Below are 16,858 nucleotides of genomic sequence, written 5' to 3'. Positions count from 1 at the left end.
GTCGGGGCTCCCCGCAAAGTATTACTTTGCGGGGGCCCGGCCGCGCGTCGGTCACGATGCTTCGGCATCGCTCCCTCCTTGCTCCTAGCCTGGCGCCAAAATCCGCTCCGTCACGACCCTGTTCTAACCGAGTTTGGAGCCTAAGCTTTGGTCATCTCCGACATCTCGGTCCGGCGGCCCGTTTTCGCGGCGGTGATCGCCATCCTGATGGTGATCGTCGGCCTGGTCGCCTTCTTCAGCCTGTCGGTGCGCGAATATCCCGATACCGATCCGCCGATCGTCTCGATAGAGACGGCCTATACCGGCGCCGCGGCGAGCGTGATCGAGGCGCGGATCACCCAGCCGCTCGAGGAGCAGCTTTCGGGCATCGAGGGCATCCAGACGATCACCTCGCGCTCGCGCGACGGTGAAAGCGACATCTCGATCGAATTCTCGCCCACGCGTGATGTCGACGCTGCCGCCAACGACGTGCGCGACCGTATCGGCGGCGTGGTCGACGATCTGCCCGAGGAGGCGCTGGCGCCCGAGGTGCGCAAGGTCGATGCGGACGCGTCGCCGATCATGTTCTTCGTCATCTCGCGCCCCGGCTGGTCGCGGCTGCAGCTGTCCGATTATGTCGATCGCAACATCGTCGACCGCTTCTCGGTGATCGACGGCGTCGCGCGCGTGTTCGTCGGCGGCGACGCGCGCACCTCGATGCGCGTCTGGCTGCAGCCCACCAAGCTCGCCGCCTTTCGCCTGACGCCGGGCGATGTCGAGACGGCGCTGCGCGCGCAGAATGTCGAGCTGCCGGCGGGCCGGCTCGAATCGGCCGAGCAGAACCAGACCTTGCGCGTGCAGCGCCCGTTCCAGACGCCCGAGGAGTTCGCCCGGCTGATCGTCGGCCGCGGCGCGGACGGCTATCTCGTGCGGTTGGGCGATGTCGCGCGGGTCGAGGAAGGCGCGGAGAATCCCTATCAGCAGTTCCGGCTGAACGGCGGGCAGGCGGTGGGTCTCGGCGTCGTCCGTCAGTCCGGCGCCAACACGCTCGCCGTCGCCGAGGCGGCCAAGCAGGTCATGGAGGATCTCCGGCCGGACCTGCCGGAGGGCATGACGATGGAGGTCGGCTCCGACGATTCGCTGTTCATCGGCGAATCGATCAAGAAGGTATGGGAGACGCTCGGCGAGGCCGCCATCCTCGTGGTCGCGGTGATCTTTCTGTTCCTCGGATCGTGGCGGGCGACGCTGATCCCGGCGGTGACGGTGCCGATCTGCCTGCTCTCCGCCTTTGCCGTGCTCTGGCTGTTCGGCTTCTCGATCAACCTCCTCACCCTGCTGGCGCTTGTCCTGGCGATCGGCCTCGTCGTCGACGACGCGATCGTCGTGCTCGAAAACGTCTATCACCGCATCGAAGAGGGTGAGACGCCGCTCGTCGCCGCCTTCCAGGGCACGCGCCAGGTCGCCTTCGCGGTGGTCTCCACCACGCTCGTCGTCTGCGCGGTGTTCGTGCCGGTGATGTTCCTCGCCGGGCAGACGGGGCTGCTGTTCCGCGAGCTCGCCGTGGCGATGATCGGCGCGATCGCCTTTTCAGGGTTCATCGCGCTGTCGCTGGTGCCCATGCTGTGCTCGAAGATGCTCCGGCACGAGCAGCGCGGGCGCTTCACCGCCTGGGTCGACGAGAAGTTCCAGCGGCTGGAGGGCGCCTACGGCCGCCGGCTCGATGCCGCGCTCGCCAGGCCGGCGATGGCTCTGGTCGCGACGGGCGCGCTGTTCGCCGCCGCCGCCTTCGCCTTCTCGACGATCCAGAGCGAACTGGTCCCGGCCGAGGATGTCGGCGTGCTCTCCGCCAACATCAACGCGCCCGAGGGCACCGGCTTCGCCCAGATGGACCGCTATGTGCTGCGCGCGCAGGAATCGCTGCTGCCGCTGTTGAAGGGCGAGGATTCGCCGATCGCATCGATCATCTCACGCACGCCCGGCGGCTTCGGATCGAGCGACGACTTCAACTCCGGCTCCTTCATCGTCTTTCTCAAGGAATGGAAGGACCGGGAGGAGAGCACGCAGGATGTCGCCCAGCGGATCAACCGCCTGCTCCAGCAGCAGCCCGCGGTGCGCGGCAATGCGCAGGTCCGTTCCTCGCTCGGGCGCGGGCGCGGCCAGCCGATCGGCTTCGTCATCGCCGGGCCGACCTATGAGGGGCTGGTCGCCGCGAGAGACCGCATCCTCGCCGCGGCGCGCAGCAATCCGGGGATCATCAACCTCGATTCGGATTACAAGGAAACCAAGCCGCAGCTGAACATCACGGTGAACACCACCCGCGCCGGCGATCTCGGCGTGTCGGTCGACGAGGTGAGCCAGGCACTCCAAACCCTTCTCGGCTCGCGCCGCGTCTCGACCTATATCGATCGCGGCGAAGAGTATCGCGTGATCGTGCAGGCGGAGGCGGAAGGGCGCTCGACCGTCGCCGATCTCCAGTCGATCTACGTCCGCAGCCGCAGCGACGCGTTGATCCCATTGGCCAGCCTGGTCGACGTGACGCAGGTCGCCGGTCCGCGCGATCTGGGGCGCTTCAACAAGCTGCGCGCGATCACGCTCGAAGGCGGCCTCGCCGAAGGCTATTCGCTGGGCGAGGCGCTCACCTTCCTCGAAAACCAGGCGCGCCAGTCGCCCGAGGTGACGGCGATCGGCTATCGCGGCGAAAGCCAGTCCTTCCGGGAAACCGGCGGCTCGATCCTGATCGTCTTCGCGCTCACCATCATCGTCGTCTATCTCGTCCTCGCCGCGCAGTTCGAAAGCTTCATCCATCCGTTGGTGATCATCACCACCGTGCCGCTGGCGGTCGCGGGCGGTGTGATCGGCATCGCGCTCACCGGCGGAACGCTCAACCTCTACAGCCAGATAGGCATCGTCATGCTGGTCGGGCTGGCGGCCAAGAACGGCATCCTCATCGTCGAATTCGCCAACCAGCTGCGCGATGAGGGGCAGGAGATCCTGACCGCCATCACGCGCGCCGCCCGCCGGCGCCTGCGCGCGATCCTGATGACCTCGATCGCCACCGTGATGGGCGCGGTGCCGCTGATCATCGCGGGCGGCGCGGGCGGCGCGGCGCGCGCCTCGATCGGCGTGGTGATCGTCTTCGGCGTGTCGATCGCGACGCTCATCACCTTGTTCCTGATCCCGATTCTCTATTCGCGGCTGGCGCGCTATACGGGCTCGCCCGAAGCGGTCACCCGCCAGCTCGAACAGGAGCTGGAGGGCCGCAAGGGCGACGACAGGCCGGGCGGGGCGGCGCCGCAGCCCGCCGAATAGGGGAGCAGGAATTTGGGCGAGATCGCGTCACCGGGGCAGTTGCGCATGTCGTTCCTGCGTTGGGCGGCCGTCACCGTCCCCTTGATCCTGTTCCTCGGCTTCCTTTCCGGCTGGCTCGCGCAATCGGGGGAGGAGAACGCCTGGTATCGGGCGCTCGCCAAGCCGGAGCTGACTCCGCCCGGCTGGGCCTTCCCGGTCGCCTGGACGACGCTCTATATCCTGCTCGGCCTCGCCATCGCGATGATCCTCAATGCGCGCGGCGCGCGGCTGCGCGGGGTCGGCGTCGCGCTGTTCGTCATGCAGATGGTGCTCAACCTCGCCTGGACGCCGCTATTCTTCAGCGCGCATCAGGTGACCGCCGCCTTCTGGCTGATCGTCTTCATGCTGGCCATCTCGATCGCGGCGACCTTCGTCTTCGCGCGGATGCGCAAGGCGGCGGCGTGGCTGATGGTGCCCTATATGGTATGGATCAGCTTTGCCGGCATGCTGACGCTCGGCATCGATCGGCTCAATCCCAACGCCGAAACCCTTGTGCCGGCGAGCGCGCGCACCAAGATACTGCTCTGACAGATTTCAAGGAACATTCCATGCAGACCGAAAACAGGGTATTCGACGATTTCGTCAAGTTCATGAACGGCGCGGCCGGCACGCTCGCCGGCATGGGGCGCGAGGCGGAGGCCGCCACCCGCCAGCGCGCGCGCGAATGGATCGGCGGGCTCGATTTCGTCAGCCGTGAGGAGTTCGAGGCGGTGAAGGCGATGGCCGCCGCCGCACGCGACGAGGCCGATGCGCTCAAGGCCCGGCTCGACGCGCTGGAAAAGGCCGCGAAGCCCAAGGCGGCGCCCAAGGCCTGACGATCGAGGTTTGGCGGATTGTGGAAGGCGCGGCCCCCTCTCAACTGCGCCTAATGCCCCCGGATCAAGTCCGGGGTCATAAGGCTTCGTATCTCTCCCCTGAAGGGGAGAGAGGGAGACAGCGTAAACTCTCTCCCCTTCAGGGGAGAGATACGAGGCTGGGAGCGCAGCGACCTAGCCGGAGTTGAGAGGGGAACGTCGCCTTTTTTGCAGGAGAACGGGGATCACGCGGAGGCGCGAAGAAGAGGGACGGCCGCCCAGCGGCTTCATCCCTACGACGCCACCATCGACACACCGCCAACAGCTTTGTCGCAGCGCAGGCTTGTGCGCACGCCCCGCGTTGGGCAGGGTCGGCATATGACGCGCAGGCAGACGGCATGAGAATGGACGAAAGCGATCTGGAACGCGATGACGTCGCGCCGATCGACATGCTCGAGAATTATTTCGCCGCGCATGGCTGGGAGCATGAGCGCGGCGAAGACGAGGTGGTCGGCACCTTCAAGGGCAGCTGGACCACCTATGAGCTGCGCGGCGTCTGGCGCGGGGAAGACGGCGCGCTCCAGTTCCTCGCCTTTCCCGACATCCGCGTCACCGACGACAAGCGCGTGGCGATCTATGAGACCATCGGGCTGATCAACGAGCAGTTGTGGATCGGCCATTTCGAGCTGTGGTCCTCGAGCGGCATCCTGCTCTATCGCAACGCGGCGATGATCGACGGCGGTGAGGACGCGACGCTGTCGCTCGAGCAGACCGAGATGCTGGTCGAGACCGCGATAGACGAATGCGAGCGTTTCTATCCCGTTTTCCAGTTCGTCCTGTGGGGCGGCAAGAGCCCGAAGGAGGCGCTCGCCGCCGCGCTGATCGAGACGCGCGGGGAGGCGTGAGCCCAAGCCCGTCCAGCAGCGCCGGCATCTGGCTGGTTGGCGCCGGCAACATGGGCGGCGCGATGCTGCGCGGCTGGCTGGCGAGCGGGATCGCTGCGGATCGGGTGACGGTGATCGATCCGGGATCGCCCGATCTTCCCGATGGCGTGCGCCATGTGTCCGCGGCGCCCGAAGGCTGGCCAGAGACGCTGGTGCTGGCGGTGAAGCCGCAGCAGCTCGACGCGGCGCGCGCGATGTTCGCCGGGCGCGAAGGCGGGCCGCGCCTGCTGCTCTCGATCCTCGCCGGGGTCGAGGTGGCGACGCTTGCGGCGGCGATCCCGGCGGAAGCGGTGGTGCGCGCCATGCCCAATCTTCCCGTGGCGATCGGCAAGGGCGTGACCGCGCTCTACGCCGATGGCGTCGACGACGCGCGGCGAAGCGAAGCCGAAGCGCTGGTCGCGCCCCTGGGGCTGGTCGAATGGATCGGTGGGGAGGCGTTGTTCGATGCCGTAACGGCGCTTTCCGGCTGCGGACCCGGCTTCGTCTTCCGCTTCATCGATGCGCTGGCGACGGCCGGCGCGCGGCTGGGCCTGCCCGCCGATCAGGCGCAGCGCCTCGCGCTGGCGACGGTCGAGGGATCGGCGCTGATGGCGGCGGGATCGGCCGAAAGCCCCGCAACGCTCGCCGACCGCGTCGCCAGCCCCGGCGGCTCCACCCGCGAGGGGCTGAACATGCTCGACCGCGACGATGCGCTGATCGAATTATTGGCCGCGACCTTGGGCGCCTCCGCCGCCCGCAACCGCGCGATGGCGGAAGAGGCGCGGACGAGGAGCTGATCCTGAACCCCGTATGGCCGGCGCGCAGGCGATGGACCGAACAGCAATTTCCGCTGTCCTACATCATGGTGTTTCTGTTATGTTCCGATCATGCATGCCGCGCCTGCCAGCGATTCCCCCTCAAAAAGGCGATCGGCGGCGCCGGACCGCCTTGGCCGAAGATCGCGCCAGACTATGAAGACACTGAAGCTCACATGCGCGAAATGGCGGATTTCCGCGAAAGACGTTCAACCATTTGGTTGCAAGTTTGAGAGGTTGGGCGGGCCATCGACCTGCGCCGGGATGAGGGCCGGATGTTGGAATTTGCCGGATGCTTTATCGCCGCAGCGCCTCGATCCGCGGCAGCTCCGCCGCCGGCACCAAGCCCTCCAGCACCGCCCAGAAGCCGCCGACCGCTTCCTGCCCGGCCTTGGCATAGGCCGCCGACAGGCGTTCCCGAAGCGCCTCGAACAGCGCCGCTTCCAGTTCCGCGCCGGCGGGCGTCAACCGCAGCAGGCGCTGGCGGCGGTCGTTGGGGCCGGTGCGCGCCTCCACCAGCCCATGCTTGCCGAGGTCGGTCAGCACGCGGCCGAGCGATTGCTTGGTGATCGCCAGAAGGCCGAGCAGCTGGCCGACGGTCAGGTCCGGCTGGCGGGCGATGAAATAGAGCGCGCGGTGATGCGCCCGGCCCAAGCCCTTTTCCGCCAATCCCGCGTCGATCGCGCGGGTCAGGTGGCTGTAGCCGAAATAGAGCAGCTCCACGCCGCGACGGATTTCGGGCTCGCGCAGGAAGAGGGCCGAGGCCGATGGAAATGTGGCAGCCATGTTGACGCTTCCTGCCATCGGCTCTACCCGCTTGGCAAGCCGATCCGTGCCTGTTCGCCTTGGGAAGACGCATGACCGCCGACGCTGAGCTGACCTTCGAATTCACCCCCAACGCGTCCCCGGTGCCGGCGAACGAGCGGGCGGAGCGGCTGGTCAACCCCGGTTTCGGCCGCGTGTTCACCGATCATATGGTGACGATCCGCTATGCGGAAGGGAAGGGCTGGCATGATGCGAAGGTGGGCGCGCGCGCCCCGCTGACGCTCGATCCGGCGACCTCCGTGCTGCATTACGCGCAGGAGATCTTCGAAGGGATGAAGGCCTATCGCCTGGCCGATGGCAGCGCCGCGCTGTTCCGCCCGCGCGAGAATGCCCGCCGCTTCCGCGATTCGGCGCGGCGCATGGCGATGGCCGAGCTTCCCGAGGCGCTGTTCCTCGAATCGATCCGCCAGATGGTCCGCGCCGATCGGGACTGGATTCCGGAGATCGAGGGCGGCGCGCTCTATCTGCGTCCCTTCATGTTCGCCAGCGAGGTGTTCCTGGGGGTCAAGCCTGCCGCCGAATATCTCTACATGGTCATCGCCTCGTCGGTCGGCGCCTATTTCAAGGGCGGCGCGCCCAGCGTCTCGCTCTGGGTGTCGCAGGACTATACCCGCGCGGCGCCGGGCGGCACGGGCGCGGCCAAGTGCGGCGGCAACTATGCGGCGAGCCTCGCCGCGCAGGCCGAGGCGATCCGCCGGGGCTGCGACCAGGTGATCTTCCTCGACGCGGTGGAGCGCCGCTATGTCGAGGAGCTGGGCGGCATGAACACCTTCTTCGTGTTCGACGACGGATCGATCCAGACTCCGCCGCTCGGCGGCACCATCCTGCCCGGCATCACCCGCGATTCGCTGCTGGTGCTCGCGCGCGCGCAGGGACTGACCGTGCGCGAGGCGCCCTATGCGATCGATCAGTGGAAGGCCGACGCCGAAAGCGGCCGCCTGCGCGAGGCCTTCGCCTGCGGCACCGCCGCGGTGGTCACGCCGATCGGCAGCGTCGCCTCGCCGGACATGCGCTTCTCGATCGGCAATGGCGGCCCCGGCGAGCTGACCGAACGGCTGCGCGACCAGCTCGTCGGCATCCAGCGCGGCGAGCTGCCCGATCCGCATAACTGGCTCGAAAGGCTCGACTGACCCCTTTTCAGATGGGTTGCGGCGGCTATAAGCGCCGCCACGCCTGCTGGGGCGTCGCCAAGTGGTAAGGCAGCGGCTTTTGGTGCCGCCATTCGCAGGTTCGAATCCTGCCGCCCCAGCCAGCCCGTCTCAACACAGCCAGGCATGTCCGGCCAGCTGTCGAAGCTCTTCGTCGCGAAGACCGCCCCGACGTAGCGCCTGCATGTTCGCCTCGACCTGTGCGCGGGTGCGCATCCCCACCGCAACGGTAGAGACCGCGGGATGTGACAGGCTGAAGCGCAACGCCAGATCGGACACGGAGCGGCCTTGCGGCGCGATCTCGCGGGCGAGGCTCTGCACCCGTTCGACCGTTTCGCGCCGGTGCTCATCGAAGAAATAGCCGCTTCGCCAGTCTTCGGGGGCGAGGCGCCGCAGCTTGTCGGCCACAGAAGCGAGCGCGCCGTAGTAGAGCGGCGAACGGGCGATCACCCCGACATCGTGCTTGCGGCAGAGCGGAAGGAGTGTCGTGGCGGCGGCTGGATCGAAGATGTTGTACATCACCTGCACCGCGTCGATCCTGCCGCTGGCCACGGCCTCGAGGCCGGCATCCACATCGTGATCGAAGAGGGAGACGCCGTGGCCGGCGATCTTCCCTTCTTCGCGCAGGCGTTCGAATGTCTCGGCCCAGTCCCCTTCGCGGAGCCACTCGGGACACCAGGCGTGCAGTTGCTGAAGCGCAAGCCGTTCGACACCAAGGGCGTCGAGCAAGGCCTCGGTTTCGGCCTGGATGTGCCGGCCGGGATAGGCTTGCTGCACCAGGATGTGAGGGGAGGGCAGGTCGAAAGGGACCAGCGAGGAGACGCGCGCGAAGACATGAACGGACTGCCGGACGCCCTCCCGCCTGAAGACCTCGGCCAGGAAGCTTGCGGCCACACCGTCTCCGGCGTCCATTTCGACGGCGTTGATCCCGTGATCGAACGCAAGGGCGAGCCTCCTGCTTGCCTCGGTCATGTCGAGGCCTTTCAGCGCCGACGTGCCGAGGGTGCATTCCGACACGCTGAGTTCGGTTCGTCCGAGACGGCGCAAGCGCATCAGTTGGAATCCGACGCGGCCGTGATCACCACCTGCAAGCCGGGACATTCGCGGTTGGCCCATGACGAGCGGTGATAGGTGCCCGGCTGCGCAGCGGTCTGCACGCGGTGAATGCTGATGGCGCCGGGCGTGATTTCCCATTCCTCCTCCCGGTCGAGAAGAAACGGGAATTGCCCCGAGACCATCGCGGCGAGCTGCATCGGCCGGTGCGCCCAAAGCGCCTCGACCTGGCCTCCCGTGCGCAAGACGCGCGTATCCAGCCTGCACAGCAGCGGGTGCTCGCGACGCATGTACGCGCGGTGGATGGGCTCATCGATGTTCTCGGTCGGGGTCACCCGCATGCCCGCGGGCCGGCCGAGCGGCCACAGCAAGCGGAAGGCGGTTTGCTCGTTCACCCGGTCGACGTGCCAGACCAGATCGCCCGGCGCGAAGTAGGTCCGGATCGATATGGACGGCCTGCCGCCGACCAATCCTCCGGCAAAATCGGCCAGCGTGGCGATGTCTTCGGCCAGCAGCGCCCGCTCGCGGTCGAACGCGCCAGGGCCCAGGAGTTGGTCGGCTACCATCGCCAGCGCTGCATCCGGCGCCAACCGATTGAAGTCGAGCTTGAACCCCTGCTTGCGGAGCAGAGCCCGAACGAAATCGCGATAAGGCATTTCGTCGAGCGTGGGGCGGGGAATCTCGACCGCTCCCAGCGACGATTGATCAAGCAGGCGGCGCGCCGCTTCAGGCCCGAGCGCCAGCGAGGTGCGCGCAAGTCCGTTGGCGACGTCCGCGCTCACGGCGCCGATGTTTGCCCGTCGACTGCCGCTTCCTCGGGCGACAGCCGGCGAACGCTGCTTACCATGCAGCTCCGAAGGCCGCTGCCGCTGGCGTTCGGGACGAGCAATTCGGCCGGCCGGCCGGAACAGATCCGCTCGCCGCTTCGCGATTTGATGCCGATCTTCATCGCCCAATCGACGTCCGGACAGCCAGGGGAGAGTGTCAGCTCCCAGGTCTCCCGCGTGCCGATGCGGACCAGCGCGCGATCGGGACCGGCGTCGCTGAAGCCGCTGACCTGCGAAGGCCAGAAGCACGCTTGCGCTGCTTGCGATGCGGGACCGGCCTGCGGCTGCGCCACGCAGGCGGCGCAGGCCAGCAATGCGGGAAGGAGGTAGGTCGGACGCATAACGGTATCTCCCGCCTTGGAAACAAGGTTGGCCGAAGCAGCACGCCGCTGGAGCATCAGATGCTCTTCGCCGCGGCCTGCTCCGACCCCCTTATACACATGGCGGCCAATGCATGGCCGCCATGTCCGCCGCCTCTTATTTGCCTCCGAACTGGATGCGCACGCCACCCATGATCCGCCGCCCGCCATAGGACAGCCGCATGATCCTGGGCGTACCATCGGCGAAAGGCACATACTCGCCGGTCGAGACCGTTTGCGCTTCCCGGGTCATGTTGCGCCCTTCGACATAGACCTGGAAGTTGCGGGTGATGTTGTACGAGGCCTTGGCATCGATGAACGTCGTCTCGTCGTTGAACCGCGGCACGCCGGGATTGTAGCCGGGCCCGACCAGGCGGACGTTGGTCCACTGTTCGCCCGGATAGTTGATGTCGATGTTGTTGCCGCCGCAAGGCGTGATGCAGCTGAAGCGAGCGCTGCGCTTTTGATAGGCGAGGCGCAGATTGAGCTTGCCATCGTCATACCAGAGCGAAGCATTGGTGTAGTATTTCGATTCATCGGGCGGCGCCATGATATCGCCCGTCAGCGGATCTTGCTGGCCGCTGGTGACCGAGGAACCAAGGATCGAGAAGTTGGCGTCCGCACCGGTATATTTCAGGAACCAGGGCAGGAAGGTGAACGCCGTCTTGGCGGAGAACTCCCAGATGTCGCGCTTGTAGCCCGGGCCGTTCTCCCATGTCGGATAGTCGAACTCATAGTCGGACAGCGGCTCGCCGGTGACCGGGTCGACCTGATCGCTCCCTTCGAACGGCCTTGCCGTCTTGGTCACGGCAATGGGATTGCCGGTCTTCACGTCAAGCTTGCCGTAGGCCACCGAGAAGAGGGTGTCCGCGTTCGGATACCATTCGAGGCTGGCATTGTAGCTCCACGCGGTGAAGGGCTTCAGGCCGGGATTCCCGACCCGTCCGCTGCAGCCGAAGGTGTCTCCGCCCGTCTCGATCAGATCGCGCTCGTCGATCGTGCAGTTTCCGCCTGCGGTCAGCCTGTTCATGTTGGGACGTGCGACGGTCTTGCCGCCGTAGAGGCGGAGAACCAGCGACTCGTTGAAGCCCCAGAGGTTGAAGTTGAAGCTGGGCAACCAGTCGCTCGTGCTGCCCGATAGCGTGGTATTCTGGCTGAACGTGAAGGTGGTGATTCCACCGGGATTGTTGGGATCCTCCGGATTGAAGTTCTCGTTCGTCCGGATCGAGTTGAGCGTCAGCAGGGCGGACCCCTTCACGTCCACGAAGACGCCGCGCACGCCGACATTGCCGTTGAACAGTAGCCCCCAGGGCAGTTCCTGCTCGAAGTCGAACATCGCATAGACGTTCTTGATCGTCTCCTGCACGCGCGTGACGGGTTGTTCGTACACCTGGCCGTCGCTGCCCACGCAGGTCTTCAAGCAATCGAAATTCATGAACTGGGAGGCGCCGAGGGCGGCGAACAACTCGTCCGTCCGGATGCCCTGCCAGGCCGGCGGCAGGTCCCCCCGGTTCGGCAGGTCGCCGAAATATTCGGAGTCGCTTTCCTCCAGGGTGCGGGTGAAGAGATCCTGCAGCTCCTGCGGCGTCAGCGTATCCACACCCGACCGGATGTTGATGGGATTCACGCTCGGAACGAAGCCATAGTTGCATGAAAGCCCGCCGGGTGCGGACGATCCGGCGGTGGGTTCGCAGGCGCGGAGTTGTCCGCGCACATTGGCGGTCGGCACGACAATGGCGGGAATGTAGCCGTCCTCGCCGAAGGTGCCCACGGCCGACTGCGCGGTGTATCCGCCGCCGCCCCAACGATCGATCTTGTTCTTCCGGTACATCGCGCCGACCTTGAAGCGCGTGAAGAAAGGCAGGATGTCGTCGGTCTTGTAGGCCAGGTCGAGCTTGGCGATCCGTTCCGAGGCCTCGCCTAGCGCAGGCGAATAGGACACGCCGAAATTGGGCGTGGTGAGCGGCATCTGGCCGACGGTATATTCTGGTGTCCCGTCACCGGTGGTGGGACCCGCGGCTACGTCATTCTGTCCGATGCAGGACGGCGGCGTTCCCCCGCCGATGCACGGCGGCTGCGCGAGCTGGACGTAGTTCGCGGGATCGGTCTCGTCGTAATTCTCGGGCAGATCGATGTCCCAAAGGCCATTGGGCTGCAGCGTCAGCGTGGCGTCGCCATAGGCGTAGGAACGCGATGTGCGCATATCGCCGCGGCTGGTGCTCGCAGTGGTCAACCCGGCCATGGCGTCGATCTCGAGACGCTCGCCACGATATTCGGCGCCGATCTGCGCATATTTGGTCTTGGTGTCGATGATGTTTTCGATCTGATCGATGGTCACGCGATTGTTGGTCAGCGTCATCTGCGTCACGTTGTGCGCATCGTCGACCACGACGCTGTTCGGGACCACGTTCAGCACATTACCAAGGGTGGCGTTGCTGCTGACGCTGTTGAGCCCATAGTTCGGATCGAACAGATAATATCCCGCCGGCGCATTGGGCGAGACCGAGCGCACGCGCGGATAGCCGCTGGCGTCGGTGACGAAGGTGCCGTTGACGTTCTGGTTGAACAGCGAGACCGGGGTGCGGCCGCGATTCTGGTCGTGAACCTTGCGATTGGCCATCGTTCCCTTGGCGAATACGGTCAGGTCATCGGTGAGACGATAGTCAAGCCGGCCGTCGATCGCGTAGCGCTCGTCGGTCTGGGCGTTCATGAAATGCCGGATCAGCGATGGCGTGTAGTCGTTCCACTGGTTGAGGCAGCTCTGCTGCTCCAGAATACGCTGCGACCGCTGTGCATTGGTGCCGGTCGGGTTGTGCGGGAAAATCTCGAAACACTCGGCCTTGCTCTGGGCGCCGGCCGCAAGGGTAACCAATTCGCGCGGCGTCAAGCTCGTGCCGTCCGGTGCGGTGCTGTTCCCGTACGCCACATCCGCGGCATCGGTGCCGATGGTATTGATGTTGTACTCGAACGTCTTCTCGGGCGACTGGTCGAAGTCGAACAGACGTGCATAGCCGCGATTGTTGCTGGTCGTGTTCTCGTAGCCGTGACCGTTGTTCTGGATCTTGGAATAGGTGCCGCTGACGATCACGCCCAGCCGGTCATTCAGGAAGCGCGATGCCGCCACGCCGTTGAAATCCGGCGTCCAGTCACGTCCGAGCGAGTTCTGCCCGGCGCCCGCGCGGAGCGAAAAATAGGGCTTCTTGAAGTCGAGCCCGGTGCGCGTCTTGATCTGAACGGTGCCGCCCAGCGAGCCTTCGGTCATGTCGGCGGTCGAACCCTTGACCACGTCGACGCTCTTCACCAGTTCGGCGGGAAGCTCGCGCAGATCGGCGCTGCGGCCGTTGTCCGAATTGATGGCGAGGCCGTTGGTGCTTTGGACGCCGATCCCGTCCAGCTCGACGCGGGTAAGATCCGGCCCGTTGCCGCGCACCGCGACGCTCTCGCCTTCACCGAACTCGTTGCGGCCCAGCGCTACGCCGGGGATACGCGAAATGGCTTCGTTGACGTTCCGGTCGGGGAAGGAGCCGATGTCGTCGGCGACGATCGAATCGGTCGCGGTGCGGGCGTTCTTTTTCCGGGCGTTCGACGACTGTTGGCTGGCACGCGAACCCACGACGACGATGTCTTCATCGTCCTGGGTGATATCCGCCGAGGCGTCTGCCGCGGCGGTCTGCTCGCTGGCCGGCGTGGTCTGCGCCATCGCCTGTCCGCCGCACGCCAGCAGGAGACCCAGAACCGTCCAAGACGCGGTCGCGCCCATGCGCTGACGCAAGTTCACTCGATTAGCCATTATTCCCCCTCTCCAATTTTCCAGGCGCGACTCGGAGCGGGTTTTTGTTTTTGTTCCCCCCGGCCCTGACGTTCCCGGCTTTTCAGCCTTGGCTGCTAAAACTCCCACAAAGTGAGACTGTTTCTCATCAGGTGAAATATCACATCCCGGCTGTCACGCAAGTTTAATCTGACAAATTGGCGACAATGGGCAGTAAATCACTTATATTTCAGTTCGTTATGAAGGTGTGCGCAAGGATCCGCAGCGCCGATAGGGGGCGCGTTCCGGCTGATCGAAGTTCAGGAGAAGTTGGCGGGACCGCGCTTCATGATGTCGCGAACGCTATCCGGCCGGCATCCCAGCCGAACGAACATCGGCAAGCCGCCGAGATGTCGGCCAGCGACTTTTCAGGCGTCTATGTTAGGCGGGCCGAAGCCCTATCCCGGCATTCGAAAGACGATCTGCTGCTGCCGGCCGCTGCACGCTGCGCCGCCGGAAGGGCGATAGCTGGATTGAAAGCGTGCATCTTCAATGATGCCGGTCGCGGCTTCCTCGAACACGAAGGGAGGATAGGCGATGATGGCGCGCTGCGCGGTCGTGCGCCCGTCCGCAAGGATATCGAATTCGGTGCGCACCCAGCCCTCGAAGCCCCAGCGCATCGCCTCCATCGGGAAATCGCTCGAGCTGGCTCCGGTTCGCCGCATAGCGGGTTGGATGCCGATCAGCTCGCATTGTTGCTCGGTCAGGCCGGTCTCGTCGAAGGCGGCGCGGGCGTCCTCGATGCGGCCGGCGGCGGCAGCGCGCGAGGATTGTTCGAGCAGCGCGGCGACACGCAGCGGATCGTCCGCCGGCAGGCGCGAATCGCCCACCACCGCCTGCAGCAGCGCATCGGCATCGTCCGGCGGCGGCTTGCGATAGTGCCGCTCGGCGATGAGCAGCCTCAGCGTCGCGGCGCCGTGCGCGTCGGCCTGGATCACGGGATCGGCGAGAAGCGAACGCAGATGACGGCGATAATCGTCCACGTCATCGGCCGCGATGCGACGGATGCCGATCAGCGTGCGCACCCCAGCCGGCGGGCTGGCGCGCATGATCAGCCGTTCGGCTTCCTGCCTGTATTTCTGCCGGTCCTTGTCGGCCACCAACGGGTTGTCGAGCAGCGCCATCAGCGGCGCGATGCGCTGGGGATTGTCCGGATCGCCCTTCAGACGATCGTGCGCCGCCTGCGCAACGGGCAAGGCGAGCGCCGGGCTGTCGGGCAGATCGAGCGGCGCGAGCCCACGCGATTTCAGCCACTGGTCGAAGTCCGACTGGAGCGTATCGGTCAGGCCCGGCCGCTCGCCGACCGTGGAACAACGAAGCTCGACCCGGGTGAGATAGCGAAACAGCAGCGGAATCTTCGCCACCTGTTCGGGCCGCCACGACCATTGCGAAACCGCACGGGCGAACTCCAGCGCGGCTTCGCGCCCGCCGGTCGCGTAGATCGGCCCGGCATGGCTGATCGCGCCATCGTCGGTCACGCCGAATTCCACGACCGCTCGATCCTCGGGCTTGAGGCCGGCGTCGCCGCCGCACATCGGCGTGTGCATCGCCACCGCCGAGCCGAAGGGCGACTCCTCCGTCCGGCCCGCACCGGTATAGGCCAGATATTTGCGCGCGGCGTCCTCGTCTCCGGCGAGCAGCGCGGCGAGAGCGAGGTCCGACCGCGTGATGATGTCCGCCACGCCCACCTTCAGGTCGAGGCCGCCCTGCAGGCTGAGCGCCTTGCGCAGTTCCTCATAGGCCTGCTTGTGCTGGCCCTGGTTGAGGAGGACGCGTGCGCGGGTGGTGTGCGCGGCGGCGATCGACTTCTTGTTGTCGGGCAGATGCTGACGGACGAGGGCCAGGCCTTCATCGGCGTAGGCGAGCGCCTGCGAGCCTTCGTCGAACATGGTGACGCGCGCCAGCAGCGACAGCGGCTCGTACCGGGCGAAACCGGTCGATACCGCGAGCGCCTTTTCGAGATGAGGCAGGGCGGACGCATAGTCGAGCCCGGCGACCTCGTACTTCGCGCGCAGCAAATGCGCATCGCGCAGATCGCCGTGATATTGCGGGCCAAGCGGCGTCAGGACCGGGATCGCCTTGGCGAGCAGCGCCTCGCTCTCCTCTCCGCGGTCGAGCCGGGCGAGACAGATCGCCTTGCGGACGCCGATCACCGCCTCGACCGCGGGATTGGGCTTGCTGGCCGGCCTGGCGTCGAGCGCGGCGAACAGCTTCAACGCCTCTTCGCACTGCCCGTCGTTGACGGCCTTGGTCGCATCGTCGAATAACTGCTGGCGCGATTGCGGCGCTGCCGGAGATGGCGTCGCAGCCTGCGCAGCGGCAAGCAAGAGCGAGATCATCGATGTCATCATTGGTTGTGCGCCCCCTGCAATTCCCCAAGCCGATTATGCATTCAAAATGCCGCTAGTCGAGAGGCTTATCGTCACGATTGCGACTGCATTGCTGCTGACGGCCGCAGCGCCTGCCGATACGCCGCCGCCGAAGAACGCCATCCTGCTGTTCGTCGCCTCCTGGTGCGCGCCCTGCCATGGCGAACTGCGCATGCTGGGCTCGATCGGCCGGCAAGCGGCGCCGATGCGGGTGATCGTCGTGCCGATCGACGCCCGGCGCGGCACCGAGGCGATGATCGCGCGGGTGCCGGAGAATCAGCTGCTCCGCCTAGAACCGCGGGCGGCGACGGCGATGATGCGGCGCCTGTCGGGCGGCGCGCCGGGCCTGCCCACCGCCGTCGCGATCGATCGCGCGGGCAGGGTGTGCGGCGTCGAGCGCCGATCGCTGGTCCCCGAGCGCGCCCGGGCATTGCGACTGGGCTGCCTGGCGCAACCCTAGGCGAATCCGCCGAGAGCGCCGCAAGTTGACGGTTTTGAGACATCGAAACCGAACGCGCGCTTTTCCCCTGCGAATCCGATCAACGACGGAACCGCAAGTTGACGCATTTGAGAAATTTACCCCCCAAACGCGTGTTTGCCGGACCCTTCT

General features: G+C 66.1%; 13 protein-coding genes and 1 tRNA gene. 8 read left to right on the top strand and 6 right to left on the bottom strand.

All coding sequences use genetic code 11. The features are described from left to right. Positions 1–147: 147 nt before the first annotated feature. The 5 genes from D1610_RS14995 to proC all read left to right on the top strand — a co-directional run bounded on the left by D1610_RS14995 (position 148) and on the right by proC (position 5,841). Positions 148–3,288 carry an efflux RND transporter permease subunit gene (locus D1610_RS14995; RefSeq protein WP_118865006.1) on the top strand — a complete coding sequence of 1,047 codons (3,141 nt, stop codon included), beginning with the start codon at positions 148–150 and terminating at the stop codon, positions 3,286–3,288. Between the two features lie 45 nt (positions 3,289–3,333). Continuing rightward, positions 3,334–3,855: a TspO/MBR family protein gene (locus D1610_RS14990; RefSeq protein WP_118865005.1), complete on the top strand. Its 522-nt coding sequence runs from the start codon at positions 3,334–3,336 to the stop codon at positions 3,853–3,855. A gap of 20 nt (positions 3,856–3,875) precedes the next feature. Next, complete coding sequence (locus tag D1610_RS14985; RefSeq protein ID WP_118865004.1) at positions 3,876–4,142, top strand: accessory factor UbiK family protein; 267 nt, start codon at positions 3,876–3,878, stop codon at positions 4,140–4,142. Positions 4,143–4,519: 377 nt separating this feature from the next. After that, entirely contained in the window at positions 4,520–5,026 is a 507-nt protein-coding gene (locus tag D1610_RS14980; protein WP_118865003.1) for a type III secretion system chaperone family protein, read from the top strand. Next, positions 5,023–5,841, top strand: a complete 819-nt coding sequence (gene proC, locus D1610_RS14975) for a pyrroline-5-carboxylate reductase (RefSeq protein ID WP_281268984.1) — start codon at positions 5,023–5,025, stop codon at positions 5,839–5,841. Before D1610_RS14980 ends, proC begins: the two co-directional genes overlap by 4 nt. A gap of 315 nt (positions 5,842–6,156) precedes the next feature. On the opposite strand, the gene D1610_RS14970 is transcribed toward proC, so the two are convergent. After that, the gene (locus D1610_RS14970) at positions 6,157–6,645 is read right to left on the bottom strand and encodes a MarR family winged helix-turn-helix transcriptional regulator (RefSeq protein ID WP_118865022.1); all 489 of its coding nucleotides are present in this window, start codon (positions 6,643–6,645) and stop codon (positions 6,157–6,159) included. A gap of 71 nt (positions 6,646–6,716) precedes the next feature. Here D1610_RS14970 and D1610_RS14965 point away from each other — a divergent pair, with 71 nt between their 5' ends. Together D1610_RS14965 and D1610_RS14960 are read left to right on the top strand one after the other, a co-directional pair. After that, positions 6,717–7,814, top strand: a complete 1,098-nt coding sequence (locus tag D1610_RS14965; protein ID WP_118865001.1) for a branched-chain amino acid aminotransferase — start codon at positions 6,717–6,719, stop codon at positions 7,812–7,814. A 47-nt stretch (positions 7,815–7,861) separates the two neighbouring features. After that, positions 7,862–7,936 (top strand) — tRNA-Gln (locus tag D1610_RS14960). 7 nt (positions 7,937–7,943) lie between these two features. Here D1610_RS14960 and D1610_RS14955 read toward each other — a convergent pair. The 5 genes from D1610_RS14955 to D1610_RS14940 form a co-directional block, all read right to left on the bottom strand. Further along, positions 7,944–8,885, bottom strand: coding sequence for an aldo/keto reductase (locus D1610_RS14955; RefSeq protein WP_182466857.1), 942 nt, complete (start codon positions 8,883–8,885; stop codon positions 7,944–7,946). Further along, positions 8,885–9,667, bottom strand: a complete 783-nt coding sequence (locus tag D1610_RS17175) for a hypothetical protein (RefSeq protein WP_182466856.1) — start codon at positions 9,665–9,667, stop codon at positions 8,885–8,887. The genes D1610_RS14955 and D1610_RS17175 overlap by 1 nt, the downstream gene beginning before the upstream one ends. Next, complete coding sequence (locus tag D1610_RS14950) at positions 9,664–10,110, bottom strand: DUF6491 family protein (RefSeq protein ID WP_147414354.1); 447 nt, start codon at positions 10,108–10,110, stop codon at positions 9,664–9,666. Before D1610_RS14950 ends, D1610_RS17175 begins: the two co-directional genes overlap by 4 nt. A 79-nt stretch (positions 10,111–10,189) precedes the next feature. Next, positions 10,190–13,849: a TonB-dependent receptor gene (locus D1610_RS14945; RefSeq protein WP_245942292.1), complete on the bottom strand. Its 3,660-nt coding sequence runs from the start codon at positions 13,847–13,849 to the stop codon at positions 10,190–10,192. Positions 13,850–14,277: 428 nt separating this feature from the next. Further along, positions 14,278–16,230, bottom strand: a complete 1,953-nt coding sequence (locus tag D1610_RS14940) for an energy transducer TonB (RefSeq protein ID WP_118864997.1) — start codon at positions 16,228–16,230, stop codon at positions 14,278–14,280. Between the two features lie 88 nt (positions 16,231–16,318). Between D1610_RS14940 and D1610_RS14935 the strand changes: the two genes are divergently transcribed. Then, the gene (locus D1610_RS14935; protein WP_118864996.1) at positions 16,319–16,708 is read left to right on the top strand and encodes a TlpA family protein disulfide reductase; all 390 of its coding nucleotides are present in this window, start codon (positions 16,319–16,321) and stop codon (positions 16,706–16,708) included. Positions 16,709–16,858: the final 150 nt, after the last annotated feature.

Origin of the sequence: Sphingomonas gilva (genome assembly GCF_003515075.1) — a bacterium.
Taxonomy (GTDB): Bacteria; Pseudomonadota; Alphaproteobacteria; order Sphingomonadales; family Sphingomonadaceae; genus Sphingomonas; species Sphingomonas gilva.
Note: the sequence above shows the minus strand (reverse complement) of the source record. Positions and strands in the feature narration are given on the sequence as shown.

What these genes read in the sequence shown, in the direction of transcription:
- D1610_RS14990 (WP_118865005.1), top strand. Translation starts at nt 3,334, where the DNA reads ATGTCGTTCCTGCGTTGGGCGGCCGTCACCGTCCCCTTGATCCTGTTC.
- D1610_RS14985 (WP_118865004.1), top strand. Translation starts at nt 3,876, where the DNA reads ATGCAGACCGAAAACAGGGTATTCGACGATTTCGTCAAGTTCATGAAC.
- D1610_RS14980 (WP_118865003.1), top strand. Translation starts at nt 4,520, where the DNA reads ATGAGAATGGACGAAAGCGATCTGGAACGCGATGACGTCGCGCCGATC.
- D1610_RS14970 (WP_118865022.1), bottom strand. Translation starts at nt 6,645, where the DNA reads ATGGCTGCCACATTTCCATCGGCCTCGGCCCTCTTCCTGCGCGAGCCC.
- D1610_RS14965 (WP_118865001.1), top strand. Translation starts at nt 6,717, where the DNA reads ATGACCGCCGACGCTGAGCTGACCTTCGAATTCACCCCCAACGCGTCC.
- D1610_RS14955 (WP_182466857.1), bottom strand. Translation starts at nt 8,885, where the DNA reads ATGCGCTTGCGCCGTCTCGGACGAACCGAACTCAGCGTGTCGGAATGC.
- D1610_RS14950 (WP_147414354.1), bottom strand. Translation starts at nt 10,110, where the DNA reads ATGCTCCAGCGGCGTGCTGCTTCGGCCAACCTTGTTTCCAAGGCGGGA.
- D1610_RS14940 (WP_118864997.1), bottom strand. Translation starts at nt 16,230, where the DNA reads ATGATGACATCGATGATCTCGCTCTTGCTTGCCGCTGCGCAGGCTGCG.